Origin of the sequence: Streptomyces sp. NBC_00344 (assembly GCF_036088315.1) — a bacterium.
Lineage (GTDB): Bacteria > Actinomycetota > Actinomycetes > Streptomycetales > Streptomycetaceae > Streptomyces.
This window is the reverse complement of the sequence record NZ_CP107996.1, coordinates 3,418,136-3,430,610: the sequence shown is the minus strand read 5'-3', so window position 1 is coordinate 3,430,610 and position 12,475 is coordinate 3,418,136. Positions and strand designations below refer to the sequence as shown.

Annotated in this window: 13 protein-coding genes; 7 read left to right on the top strand and 6 right to left on the bottom strand. The window is 67.7% G+C overall.

Annotation, left to right across the window (positions count from 1 at the left end; all coding sequences use genetic code 11):
- The first annotated feature begins 32 nt into the window (after positions 1-32).
- From OHS16_RS15420 to OHS16_RS15405, 4 genes are all read left to right on the top strand, one after another.
- On the top strand, positions 33-1,172 hold the full coding sequence (locus tag OHS16_RS15420; RefSeq protein WP_328537789.1) for a hypothetical protein: 1,140 nt from the start codon (positions 33-35) through the stop codon (positions 1,170-1,172).
- 104 nt (positions 1,173-1,276) lie between these two features.
- Complete coding sequence (locus OHS16_RS15415) at positions 1,277-2,704, top strand: DUF2252 domain-containing protein (protein WP_328537788.1); 1,428 nt, start codon at positions 1,277-1,279, stop codon at positions 2,702-2,704.
- A 96-nt stretch (positions 2,705-2,800) separates the two neighbouring features.
- On the top strand, positions 2,801-3,580 hold the full coding sequence (locus OHS16_RS15410) for a hypothetical protein (protein ID WP_443042765.1): 780 nt from the start codon (positions 2,801-2,803) through the stop codon (positions 3,578-3,580).
- A gap of 47 nt (positions 3,581-3,627) precedes the next feature.
- Positions 3,628-3,972, top strand: a complete 345-nt coding sequence (locus OHS16_RS15405; RefSeq protein ID WP_328537786.1) for a rhodanese-like domain-containing protein — start codon at positions 3,628-3,630, stop codon at positions 3,970-3,972.
- A 198-nt stretch (positions 3,973-4,170) separates the two neighbouring features.
- Here OHS16_RS15405 and OHS16_RS15400 read toward each other — a convergent pair whose 3' ends face one another.
- From OHS16_RS15400 to paaA, 5 genes are read right to left on the bottom strand one after another with little or no spacing between them, the layout of a single operon-like run.
- Positions 4,171-5,232, bottom strand: coding sequence for a 2Fe-2S iron-sulfur cluster-binding protein (locus OHS16_RS15400; protein ID WP_328537785.1), 1,062 nt, complete (start codon positions 5,230-5,232; stop codon positions 4,171-4,173).
- Positions 5,233-5,718, bottom strand: a complete 486-nt coding sequence (gene paaD, locus OHS16_RS15395) for a 1,2-phenylacetyl-CoA epoxidase subunit PaaD (protein ID WP_328537784.1) — start codon at positions 5,716-5,718, stop codon at positions 5,233-5,235.
- Positions 5,712-6,416, bottom strand: a complete 705-nt coding sequence (gene paaC, locus OHS16_RS15390; RefSeq protein ID WP_328537783.1) for a 1,2-phenylacetyl-CoA epoxidase subunit PaaC — start codon at positions 6,414-6,416, stop codon at positions 5,712-5,714. The genes paaD and paaC overlap by 7 nt, the downstream gene beginning before the upstream one ends.
- Positions 6,413-6,721 carry a 1,2-phenylacetyl-CoA epoxidase subunit PaaB gene (paaB, locus tag OHS16_RS15385; protein WP_328537782.1) on the bottom strand — a complete coding sequence of 103 codons (309 nt, stop codon included), beginning with the start codon at positions 6,719-6,721 and terminating at the stop codon, positions 6,413-6,415. Before paaB ends, paaC begins: the two co-directional genes overlap by 4 nt.
- Positions 6,718-7,722: a 1,2-phenylacetyl-CoA epoxidase subunit PaaA gene (gene paaA, locus OHS16_RS15380; RefSeq protein ID WP_328537781.1), complete on the bottom strand. Its 1,005-nt coding sequence runs from the start codon at positions 7,720-7,722 to the stop codon at positions 6,718-6,720. The genes paaB and paaA overlap by 4 nt, the downstream gene beginning before the upstream one ends.
- A 125-nt stretch (positions 7,723-7,847) precedes the next feature.
- Here paaA and OHS16_RS15375 point away from each other — a divergent pair, with 125 nt between their 5' ends.
- Genes OHS16_RS15375 through OHS16_RS15365 form a run of 3 tightly spaced genes read left to right on the top strand, consistent with a single transcriptional unit; the run spans position 7,848 to position 10,623 of the window.
- The gene (locus OHS16_RS15375; protein WP_328537780.1) at positions 7,848-8,726 is read left to right on the top strand and encodes a DUF5819 family protein; all 879 of its coding nucleotides are present in this window, start codon (positions 7,848-7,850) and stop codon (positions 8,724-8,726) included.
- Complete coding sequence (locus OHS16_RS15370; RefSeq protein WP_328537779.1) at positions 8,723-9,943, top strand: HTTM domain-containing protein; 1,221 nt, start codon at positions 8,723-8,725, stop codon at positions 9,941-9,943. The genes OHS16_RS15375 and OHS16_RS15370 overlap by 4 nt, the downstream gene beginning before the upstream one ends.
- Positions 9,940-10,623, top strand: coding sequence for a TrmH family RNA methyltransferase (locus tag OHS16_RS15365; RefSeq protein WP_328537778.1), 684 nt, complete (start codon positions 9,940-9,942; stop codon positions 10,621-10,623). The genes OHS16_RS15370 and OHS16_RS15365 overlap by 4 nt, the downstream gene beginning before the upstream one ends.
- A gap of 48 nt (positions 10,624-10,671) precedes the next feature.
- On the opposite strand, the gene paaN is transcribed toward OHS16_RS15365, so the two are convergent.
- Positions 10,672-12,345 carry a phenylacetic acid degradation protein PaaN gene (gene paaN, locus OHS16_RS15360; protein WP_328537777.1) on the bottom strand — a complete coding sequence of 558 codons (1,674 nt, stop codon included), beginning with the start codon at positions 12,343-12,345 and terminating at the stop codon, positions 10,672-10,674.
- Positions 12,346-12,475 lie beyond the last annotated feature (130 nt).

Below are 12,475 nucleotides of genomic sequence, written 5' to 3'. Positions count from 1 at the left end.
AGTTGCAAAAGCCAACTAACTGGAGGGTGTCGATGTCCGCAGATCCACGTAGCGGTGCGGTGGGGACAGGGGCTGATCTGCGCCATGTTCTCGGCCATCTCGTGACACCACTGCTGATGTGCATCGGTATGGGACTTGCCTACCTGGGTGCGTTCCACGCACCGGAACCCCATGAACTGCATGTCTCGGTCGTGGGCTCGGCGCCCAGTTCCCAGGTGCTGGCGCAGACGCTGCAGGACAAGGGGCACGGCGCGCTGGCGGTCAGCACCGTCGCCGACCGCGGCACCGCCGTACAGCAGCTGAAGGACCAGGACATCTACGGCGCCTTCGTTCCCAACGGGAAGACGCCCGAACTGATCGTGGCCTCCGCATCGTCCGACACCACGGCCACGGCGGTGGAGAAGGTGTTCACGCAGGTCGCAGCCGGACAGGGTGAGCCTCTCAAGGTCACCGATGTGGTGCCGCCCGCGAGCGGTGATCCGACCGGGCAGGGCATCTTCTTCCTGCTGGTCGCGCTGAGCATCGGTTCCTACGCATCGGTGGCCGTGATCGGCGGAGCGGGCGGTGCGCTGCCGCTGCGGATCAGGGCGCTGCTCGCTCTGGGCATGTCGCTGGTGGTGAGTGTCATCGGTGCCGCCTTCGCCGGGCCGATGTTCCACCTGGTCGACCATGGACTCGGCGGGATCTGGGCCATGGCTTGGCTCTACTCGGCCGGCATCCTGGCGATCGGGGTGGGGCTGCACACCTTCCTGAAGCGGTGGACGACGCTCGGTGTGATGGTGCTGTTCGTCATGCTCAACTTCACCAGTTCCGGCGGGATCTTCCGGCCCGAGCTCCAGCCCGGCTTCTTCGGGGCGCTGCACTCCTTCTGGAACGGCGCGGGCTTCGTCGAGGGCGTCCGGAGCCATGTGTACTTCGCCGGCCGTGCGCTGGACAGCGAACTGGTGGTGCTGGCCCTCTGGTTCGTGGCAGGTCTGGCCCTGCTGGGCGTGGCGGCGCTGGCCGAGGCAGGCCGTCGCAGGTCTGCCGAGCAGCCATGGAACGGTGCGGTGGCAAGGGGACGTCATGCGGGCCCGGCGACAGGGGAGAACGCATCAAGCCCTGCGGCGGGAAGGGCACAGCAGACGGAACTGGAGGAGGAGGAAGAGCTGGAGGAAGCGGTCGCCGTGTGATCGACTTTTCCACAACCGGCCCGTTGTCCACGGGGGCGAAGCCATCCGCGGTCGGCAACTGTACGGTCATGGGCAGTTGGTGTTGTTCGAGGGCGGGGGACTCCATGAGCCAGATCGCACGTGTTCCAGCGGTGGCCGGTTTTGCACGACGGGCGCTCGCCCCTTCGACAGCCGCATCCGCGTCGGGATCCGTGGCCTCGCCGAAGCGTGAGGGTAAGGAGCTCAGGAAGCGGGTTCCCCGCTCCTCGCACAACTCGCTGGTACTTCCCGACGGCAGGCCGGACGCCGTGCAGGCAGTCGAGGAGTCGAACCGGGGCAGGGTGACCGCACTCACCCCGATAAGGGTCGGCCGGATGTCGGCCACTCCCTTCGCCTTCCTGCGCGGCGCAGCCGGGCTGATGGCGCACGATCTGGTGGGCACGCCCCTCACGGGGGTGAGCGCCCAGATATGCGGTGATGCACACGCGGCGAACTTCGGCCTGTACGGCGATGCACGGGGGCGGCTGGTCATCGATCTGAACGACTTCGACGAGACCGAGATCGGCCCGTGGGAGTGGGACCTGAAGCGGCTCGCGGCCTCTCTGGTCCTGGCCGGGCGGGAAGCGGGGGCCGACGAGGACACCTGCCGGGCAGGGGCTTTCGACATGGTGGGGGCCTACCGGCGCACCATGCGGTTGCTGGCGAAGCTGCCCGTGCTGGATGCCTGGAACGCGATAGCCGATGAGGAACTGGTCTCGCACGCGGATGCACGGGATCTGCTGGGCACGCTGGAGCGGGTATCGGAGAAGGCTCGCAGCAATACCAGTGCGCGCTTCGCCGCCAAGGCGACCACCAAGGGCGGCGACGGAAGCCGGACCTTTGTCGACGCACCGCCGGTGCTGCGCCGGGTCCCGGACGAGGAGGCGGCCAGGGTGGCCGGGGCCCTGGAGGAGTATCTGGCATCTCTTCCGCACGACCGGCTTCCGTTGCTCGCGCGGTATGCGATCCACGATGTGGCGTTCCGGGTGGTCGGGACCGGCAGTGTGGGCACCCGGTCGTACGTCGTGCTGCTGCTCGACCACCGTGGCGAGCCACTGGTGCTCCAGGTGAAGGAGGCGCGGGCCTCGGCCCTGCTGCCGTATCTCCCGGCGGCCGGCTTTGAGCCGGTGCAGACCGAGCACCACGGGCGGCGCGTAGTGCTGGGGCAGAAGCGGATGCAGGTGGTCAGTGACAGTCTGCTGGGCTGGACGACCGTTGACGAGAAGCCCTACCAGGTGCGCCAGTTCCGGAATCGCAAGGGGAGCGTGGATCCTGCGGCGCTCGCAGCAGACCAGATCGATGACTATGGGCGGATGACAGGCGCTCTGCTGGCGCGGGCGCACGCACACAGTGCCGACCCGAGGCTGATAGCCGGGTACTGCGGCAAGAATGAGGAGCTGGACGAGGCGGTGGCCGGGTTCGCGGTGGCCTACGCGGATCGTACGGAGGCCGATCATGCGGACCTGGTTGCGGCGGTGCGGCAGGGCAGGATAGCGGCTGAACAGGGAGTGTGACCGTCGAGCCCGGGGCGCCCGTAGGCTGGTCGGGTGACCGAGGATGCCACCGGGGTAGCGACGACCCGGAACGACGACGAGCGGAGCGGGCAGCCCATGGGCGAGCAGCGGCCTGAGGCACGGCTGGAGAAGGCCGTGCGCGCCGCAGAGCAGGCGCTGATCGAGTTCGAGATCGCGGTGGAGACCTTCCGGGTGGAGGTGGAGAACTTCTCCCGGCTGCATCATCAAAGACTCGGTCCGATGTATGCGCGCCTGGACGAGCTCGACGCACAGCTGGCCGAGGCGAAGGCCGCGCTCAGCAGTGATCCGGAGGATCTGCGGAAGGCCCAGGAAGCACGGGCGATGGTGATGCCCATGCCCGGCGTTGATGAGCTGTTCCACGACTGGATCGACTCCGACGGGCTGTCGCCCGAGGCCCAGGCCATGCTGAACGGACAGCCGGTGCAGCCGCCGAAGCGGGTGCGGCCGAGTGAAGAGGCGCGCAAGCTCTATCGTGAGCTGGTCCGCAAGGCGCATCCCGATCTGGCGCAGGATGACGCGGATCGCGATCGGCGGGACGAGTTCATCACCCGCGTCAACGCGGCTTACGCGCTCGGCGACGAGGTTCAGCTCGGGGAGCTGATCGTGGAATGGGATGCCGGGCCTGTCCCGGAGGTCAAGCCCAGCGAGAGCGAGGAGCTCTACGCCAGGCTCGAGTGGCTGTCCCGGCGCAAGGAGCTGCTGTCCGCGGTCGCCCGTGAGCTGGAGGAGAGTGCGATCGGCGCCATGCTGCGGATGGCACCCGATGATCCGGACCGATTGCTCGAAGAGATTGCCGAGCAGTTGCTCGCGCAGGTCTCGGAGCGCGAGGCCGAGCTGGCCGAGATGGTGCAGTAGCGTTCCCGGTGACCCTCGCCACGTACGTACGAGAGAAGGCTTGACCCATGAATTTCGCCTCGCTGCCCCAGGTGGACGTTGCGAAGGTGCCCGCCGACGGTCTGTTGCTGGACGTCCGCGAGGACAACGAGTGGGCTGCCGGGCACGCCGAAGGTGCGCTGCATATCCCGATGAGTGACTTCGTGGCCCGCTTCGGAGAGGTGACGGAAGCCGTGGCGGACGGACGGCAGGCGTATGTGCTCTGCCGGGTCGGCGGTCGCTCCGCCCAGGTGACCCAGTATCTGGTGCAGCAGGGCATCGACGCGGTGAACGTCGACGGCGGCATGCTCGCATGGGAAGGCGCTGGGCGTCCGATCGTCACGGAAAGCGGCAACCCGGCCTTCGTGCTCTGATGCTGTCTTCAGCTGTGGTGGGCCGGCAGCGAGGGCGCCGTTCGCCGGTCCTCCCCCGTGAGCTGTTCTCGGCCGCGTGAGGAACCGGTACGCCGATACTGTCCTTCCGCATCGGATCCGCCGCCGCTCCTGACTGTGTCAGGCCAGGTGTTCAGGCCGGGGTGTCAGGCGGGGCGGCGGGTCGCGATGGGAACGGCGTCAGCGGTCGAAGTCCAACTCCACTTCAGGGGTCAGCGGATGGGACTGGCAGGCCAGCACATAGCCGCCCTCGGTTTCCTCGGGCTCGAGGGCGAAGTTGCGGTCCATATGCACCTCTCCCCTCACCAGGAAGGCCCGGCAGGTCCCGCAGACCCCGCCCTTGCAGGCGTACGGGGCGTCGGGACGGGCTCGCAACACCGTATCGAGCAGTGAATCCGCCTCCCGCACCGGCCAGTTGCCCGACCGCCCGTGGAGCGTAGCGGTCAGAGTGCTGTGCGCCGGGGACACGTTCGCGGACGGCATCGGGGCAGGTGCCGTTCCGTCATCCACATGGAAGATCTCCTGGTGGATACGGGTCCGGTCTACCCCGAGATTGCGCAGTGCCTGTTCGGCGCCCTGCACCAGACCGAAGGGGCCGCACAGAAACCAGCCGTCCACTTCCGGGACCGGCAGCAATGCAGGAAGCAGACTCGACAGGCGCTCCTGGTCGAGCCTGCCGGACGGCAATCCGGACTGCTGCTCCTCCCGGGAGAGCGTGGTCACCAACTGGAAGCGGTCGGGCCAGCGGTCCTTGAGATCAGCGACCTCGTCGAGGAACATCGTCGAGGCCGCGGTGCGATCACTGCGGATGAGACAGAACCGGGCATTCGGCTCCTGGGCGAGCAGAGTCGCGGCGATGGAGAGCACCGGGGTGATGCCACTGCCGCCGACGATCGCCGCGAACCTGCCGGGACGTGGCTCGAAGGCGAAGCGGCCCATCGGCTCCATCACTTCGAGGGTGTCCCCGACGGCGAGTTCCTTGAGCGCATAGGTGGAGAACTCACCACCCTCCACCAGGCGCACTCCCACCCGTATCAGCGGCTCGCCGACTGCTCCGGCGGCCGGGGTGCAGATCGAGTACGTACGCCGGATCTCCTCGCCGCGCACTGTGCGGCGCAGAGCGATGTGCTGGCCTGGTGTGTGGCGGAAGATCTCGCGCAGTTCGGGTGGCACGGTGAAGGTGATGGCCACCGAATCGTCCGTGAGCCGCTCGACTGCGCCGACCCGGAGCGGATGGAACATCTACAACTCCTTGAAATGGTCGAAGGGTTCACCGCAGGAGGCGCAGCGGCGCAGCGCCTTGCAGGCCGTGGAGGAGAAGCGGCTCAGCAGTTCGGTGTCGGTCGATCCGCAGTTCGGGCAGCGGATGGAAAGTGCCAGCGCGACAGGACCCGTTGGCCGTGGGGGCGCTATGCCGAACTCCGTCAGCTTGCGCCTGCCCTCGGCACTGATGTCATCCGTCGACCAGGCGGGGGCGAGGACCGTGCGCACGGAGACTTCCGGTATGCCGTGTTCGTTCAGCAACCGCTCTATGTCCGCGGACATCGCCTCGATCGCGGGACAGCCCGTATAGGTGGGGGTGAGCTCGACCAGGACCCGGCCGGGGCCGAGAACCTCCACGCCGCGCAGCACACCCAGCTCCTCCAGTGTCAGCACCGGAAGTTCTGGGTCGGGTACTGATCCGGCCAGCCTGCGAAGTTCTTCCTCAAGGGGCGTGGTGGTCACCATGTCGCCCCCGGATGGCTGCGATGCAGATGTTGCATCTCGGCGAGCATGCGCCCGAACGGCTCGGTGTGCAGTCCCTGCCTCCCGGCCCCCGCGGACCATGCACCGGTCCGCGCTCCGGAGGGCACGGACAGCGTCGCGCGCTCCAGCACGGAGGTCACGGACCGGAGCCAGCTGCTCTCCAGCCCCGGCCAGTCCAGGTCCAGCCCTTCGAGTGGCTGGAACATCTCGCCGGTGAAGCGCCAGAGCGAATCGATTCCGCGCTGCATTCGCTCATGGCTCTCGGATGTCCCGTCACCGAGCCGCAGTGTCCACTGCTCGGCGTGGTCCTGGTGGTAGGCGACCTCTTTGACTGCCTTCGCCGCCAGTGGAGCGAGGGAACTGTCCCCGGCTTCCTCCAGCTCTCCGTACAGCAGTCGCTGGAAGGTGGAGAAGTACAGCTGCCGGGCGATGGTGTGCGCGAAGTCGCCGTTTTCCTGCTCGACGAGCTGAAGGTTGCGGAAGGCACGCTCCTCGCGCAGGTAGGCGAGCTCATCCTCGTCGCCCATCTGAGAAAGCAGCACTCGTGCCTGGCCCAGCAGATCGAGCGCGATGTTGGCGAGCGCCACCTCCTCCTCCAGCACCGGCGCATGTCCGGCCCACTCTCCCAGCCGGTGAGAGAGCACCAGTGCGTCGTCGCCCAGGGCGAGAGCCGCGCTCACAGGTGCTGCACCCCTTCCGGGATCTCGTAGAACGTCGGGTGACGGTAGGGCTTGTCACCGGCCGGTTCGAAGAAGGAATCCTTCTCGTCGGGTGAGGACGCGGTCACGGCAGCGGAGGGGACCACCCAGATCGAGACGCCTTCGTTCCTGCGGGTGTACAGGTCGCGGGCGTTGTGCAGGGCCATTTCCGCGTCCGGGGCGTGCAGGCTTCCCGCATGGGTGTGGGACAAGCCCCGCCGGGAGCGCACGAACACCTCCCACAGCGGCCATTCCGCCGCCCCTGTGCTGCTGGATCCGGCGGTCATGAGTGCGCCTCCTCTTGTCTCGCGGCTTGCTTGACGGCGTACGCGGTCGCCGCTTCGCGCACCCAGGCGCCTTCTTCGTGTGCCTGGCGGCGCTGGGTAATCCGCTGGTCGTTGCAGGGCCCGTTGCCCTTGAGGATTTCCTTGAACTCGGTCCAGTCGATGGCGCCGAAGTCGTGCTGACCGCGCTCCTCGTTCCACCGCAGATCCGGGTCGGGAAGAGTGAGCCCGAGGGTTTCGGCCTGGGGGACACATATGTCCACGAAGCGCTGACGGAGCTCATCGTTCGAGTGGCGCTTGATCTTCCAGGCCATGGACTGCGCGGAGTGCGCCGACTCGTCGTCGGGCGGACCGAACATCATCAGCGACGGCCACCACCAGCGGTCCACCGCGTCCTGCGCCATGGCGTGCTGAGCTTCCGTGCCCCGGCTGAGGGTCAGCAGCAGCTCGAAACCCTGACGCTGGTGGAACGACTCCTCCTTGCAGACACGCACCATGGCGCGGGCGTACGGCCCGTACGAGCAACGGCAGAGCGGTACCTGGTTCGTGATCGCGGCGCCGTCCACGAGCCAGCCCACTGCTCCGACATCGGCCCAGGTCAACGTGGGGTAGTTGAAGATCGACGAGTATTTCTGGCGGCCCGAGTGGAGCTTGTCGAGCAGCTCGTCCCGTCCCGTGCCCAGAGTCTCGGCCGCGCTGTAGAGGTAGAGGCCGTGGCCCGCCTCGTCCTGCACCTTCGCCATCAGGATCGCCTTGCGCCGCAGCGAGGGGGCGCGGGTGATCCAGTTTGCCTCGGGCTGCATTCCGATGATTTCGGAGTGCGCATGCTGGGCCATCTGGCGGACGAGTGAGGCCCGGTAGGCGTCCGGCATCCAGTCCCGCGGCTCGATGCGCTCATCCGCGGCCACCGCAGCATCGAACGCTGCCTGGGCTGCCGCCTCGGCCGATGCGGGGTCATGTGAGGCAGGTGCTGCCCCGGCTGTCCCGTATGCCACTGTCGCCATTGCGATCCCCCTACCGACCGATCGTTCGGTTCATGGACTTCAATGGTGAGGCGCGGGCCCTTAGGGTGTCAAGCCTGTGGATAACTGACCTGGGGACCGGCGGGCACCAAAGGGATCGGGGCGGGATGGATTCGTACGACAGCGGCAGGCCGGGGGCGGGCGGGCCGCCCGAGCCGCACGAGCAGCACGACCGGCCCTCGCTCCCCCTCCCGCCACCGCCCTCCTCGCAGCACCCGAACGAGGTCCGGCACGCGGCTGGGACAGGGCACGCGACCGAGACAGGGCGTGCGGCTGAGGTCCGGCACCCCTCCGAGGTCAGGCACCCGTCCGAGATCCAGCACCCGGCGGAGCTACCGCCTGCGCAGGGGATTCTTGCGCTGTCGCTTCCGTACAGGGTTGCCGCGGCCCTCGCGCTCGGGTTCGTCCTCGTGCTGACAGCTGTCCATCTCTCGATGGTCTTTCTGCATGTCGCACCGTCGAACACGGTGAGCAAGAAGTACGGGAAAGAGGTCGACGACTGGGTGTATCCGGAGTTCGAACAGAACTGGAAGCTCTTCGCCCCCAATCCGCTGCAGCAGAACATCGACGTCCAGGCGCGCGCCGAGGTCCGGAGCGCGGACGGCGGGCTCACCACCACCGGCTGGACCGATCTGTCGGCCGAGGACGGAGCCGCCTTGCACGGCAGCCTGCTCCCCAGTCATGTCGACCAGAACGAGCTGCGCCGGGGCTGGGACTTCTTCACGGGGTCACACACGGACGACAACAAGCCGATCGGGCAGCGGGGCGAGCTCTCGGAGCGCTACATCCGCCGCATTGTCGTCATGCGGTTGAGTGACGATGTGCGGAAGGCCGGGTCCACGGTCGAGCGGATACAGGTCCGCTCGGCGACATCCGCGGTGAAGGCTCCGCCGTGGAGCACCGAGAAGATCGACACAAGGACCTCTTATCGCGTCTTCGGCTGGTGGACCGTCACCCCTGAGGACCGGACGGAGGCCGGCCGGTGAACTCAGTCGTCAGCGAGACGGCCGCGAGGGCCGTCCAGCGCATCACAGCAGCCGCACTCGGGCGGTATCAGACCGCTGTTGTGCGGATCGGATTCTCCGTGACCTGGCTGCTCTTCCTGCTGCGCGAGCTGCCCCACCGCCGCGAGCTGTACGGTCCGCACTCCCCGTGGAGCTGGGACATGGCGCAGCAGCTCATTGACGGCAACCACGCCTTCACCCTGCTGATGTGGACGGACTCCACCGCGTGGTTCGAGCTGGTGTATGCGATAGCCGTGCTGTCCAGTCTGCTGCTGCTGCTCGGCTGGCACACCAGGGTGGCCTCGGTGCTGTTCATGATCGGCGTGCTCTCGCTGCAGAACCGGTCCATCTTCCTCGGGGACGGCGGGGACAACGTCGTCCATCTGATGTCGACGTATCTGGTGATGACGCGCTGCTCACAGGTGTGGTCCCTGGACGCGCGGCGCGCGGCGCGAGCTGCCGAAGCGGCCGAAGCCGCAGGCGTCGGGAGCACTTCACCAGCCGTCGTCAGAGACCGCGTCGGCCCGTCGCTGTGGGCCGTGCTCGGCCTCGCCCTCGTCGTTGTCACACTGCTCGGGAAGATGAGCGGTGGCTGGGAGCTGTTTTTCTGGGCGATGTGGCTGCTGCAGGGAGCGTGGTGGATGGTCTGCCGCTACGCCCCGGGCCAGCCCCGCGTTTTTCTCGATGTCGTGGCGAATCTGGCGCACAACGCCACCCTGGTCGTCATCATGGTCGAGGTCTGCCTGATCTATTCGACCGCCGGCTGGTACAAGATCCAGGGCTCCCGCTGGCAGGACGGCACCGCCCTCTACTATCCGCTCAACCTGGACTACTTCACTCCCTGGCCCGCGCTCTCCTCCCTGCTCGCGAGCAGCGGTGTGATGGTGATGGTGCTGACATACGGCACCGTCATCGTTCAGGTCGCTTTCCCGTTCACGCTTTTCAACCGGCGGGTCAAGAACGTCCTGCTGGCCGCGATGATGCTGGAGCACGCCGCCATCGCGGTTCTGCTGGGGCTGCCGTTCTTCTCGCTGGCGATGATCGCGGCGGACGCCGTGTTCCTGCCGACCGGGTTCCTGAGGTGGCTGGGTGCACTGGCGGCCAGGCTGGCCTCTCGCGCCGGGATGAGGCCGGGGGCGGGAGTGGTCGGGCAGAGGCGTGCGACCGAGGACGAACAGCCCCGTACGCTCGTGGGGTGAGCAGCGAGATCTCCCCCGAAGAACCGGTGACGCCCGAAGCGGCTGAGCAGCCGGTGCAGTACGACGACGGCTTCGCGCCCGAGATCGGTGTCGGCCCGCATCCGCTGCCGTGGCCCGAGGACGACCGGTACGACAGGGAGCTGCTGGCCGGCGGGGACAGGCGCAATGTGGTCGACGGATACCGGTACTGGACGCATGAGGCGATCGTCGCGGACCTGGACGTCCGGCGGCACGACTTCCATGTGGCGGTCGAGAACTGGGGCCACGATTTCAATATCGGCTCGGTGGTGCGTACCGCCAACGCGTTTCTCGCCAAGGAGATCCACATTGTGGGGCGGCGGCGCTGGAACCGGCGCGGGGCGATGGTCACCGACCGCTACCAGCACGTGCGGCACCATCCGGACACGGAGTCGCTGACCGGTTGGGCGGAGTCCGAGGGCCTGCCGATCATCGGGATCGACAATCTTCCGGGTGCGGTACCGCTGGAGCGGACCGACCTGCCGCGGCGCTGCGTGCTGCTGTTCGGGCAGGAGGGGCCGGGACTGACGGAGGAGGCCAGGAAGCACGCATCGATGGTGTGCTCGATCGCGCAGTTCGGCTCGACACGCTCGATCAATGCGGGTGCCGCCGCGGCGATCGCGATGCACGCCTGGATCCAGCGGTACGCGGAAATCGGCTGAGCGTCCTGCCCGCCGGACAGTGACAGGACGCTCAGCCGAGGGTCTGCGTCAGGCCTGCCTGCGTACCTCGACGACCCGGAACCTGTTGGCCACGAACGCCCCGTCACAGAGCGCGGCGTTCGCCGCGGGGTTGCCGCCGGAGCCGTGGAAGTCCGAGAAGGCCGCTGTCTGGTTGACGTACACCCCGCCCGTCAGGTTCAGCGAGAGCTGAGCGCACTCCTCCAGGCAGACCTCCTCGACCGCTCGCTCCACCTCGGGTGACGTGGTGTACGCGCCGACCGTCATTGCTCCCTTGTTGCGGACCGTGTGGCGGAGCAGATCGAGGGCGGATCGTGTCGAGTCCACCGATACGGCAAAGGAGACCGGACCGAAGCACTCGGAGAGATAGGCCGCGTCGGCGTCCTCGGTGTCCCAGTGCTTGCGGGCGCCGTCCAGCTTGACGATCGCGGGCGAGCGGACCACTGCTCCCGGGAAGTCGGGATGACTGATCTCTCGCGAGGGCAGTGCCACTTCGCCCAGTCCGGTCGCGGCGTCCAGACGCGCCTTCACATCCGGATTGACGAGCGCGCCCAGCAGGGCGTTCGCGCGGGCGTCGTCGCCGAGCAGGCCGCCGACTGCCGCTGCGAGGTCGGTGACGACTTCGTCGTAGGTCCTGGGCCCCGAGTCCGTGGTGATGCCGGCCGCCGGGATCAGCAGGTTCTGCGGGGTGGTGCACATCTGGCCGCTGTAGAGGGAGAGCGAGAAGGCCAGATTGGAGAGCATGCCCTGGTAGTCGTCCGTCGAGTCGATGACGACGGTGTTGACCCCGGCCTTCTCGGTGTAGACCTGGGCCTGGCGGGCGTTGGCCTCCAGCCAATCCCCGAAAGCGGTCGACCCGGTGTAGTCGATGATCCTGATCTCCGGGCGTACGGCAAGGGTCTTGGCGATTCCCTCGCCGGGCCGCTCGGCGGCGAGTGCGACCAGGTTCGGGTCGAAGCCGGTCTCGGAGAGCACTTCGCGGGCCACCTGGACGGTGAGCGCGAGCGGCAGGACCGCACGTGGGTGCGGCTTCACCAGGACCGGATTTCCGGTGGCCAGTGAGGCGAACAGGCCGGGGTAGCCGTTCCACGTCGGGAAGGTGTTGCAGCCGATCAGCAGGGAGATGCCGCGTCCTACCGCCGTGAAGTTCTTCCGCAGCTCCTGTGGCTCACGCCTGCCCTGCGGTTTGGACCATTCGGCTGCCGCGGGCGTGCGGGCCTGTTCGGCGTATGCATAGGCGACTGCTTCGAGGCCGCGGTCCTGTGCGTGCGGGCCGCCCGCCTGGAACGCCATCATGAACGCCTGACCACTGGTGTGCATGACCGCGTGGGCGAATTCGGGCGTGCGGGCGCTGATGCGCGCCAGGATCTCCAGGCAGACGAGCGCCCTGGTTTCCGGGCCTGCTTCCCGCCATGCGCCCGTCGCCGCGCTCATGGCGGGCAGCAGGACGTCAAGGTCCGGATGCGGGTAGGTGACGCCCAACTCGATTCCGTACGGCGAGACTTCTCCGCCGGTCCAGTCGTCCGTACCCGGCTGGCCCAGATCCAGGCGGCTGCCGAGCAGGGCGTCGAAGGCGGCTTTGCCGTCCCCTTCGTACGCCTTGGGGTGCTCGGGATGCGGCGACCAGTACGCACGCGTACGGATCGCCTCGAGGGCCTGGTCGAGTGTGGGCCGGTGGGTTTCGGACAGCTCGGTCAGCTGCATCGCGGAACAACCCCTCTTCGAGTCATCGAGCTGCGCAGAACAGGTGGACAGAGTTAGAGTAACCGAACGATCGGTCGGGACAAGGGGGTCCGCCGGGACTGTGGATAACTCCGTACGGGAAGATCGCACC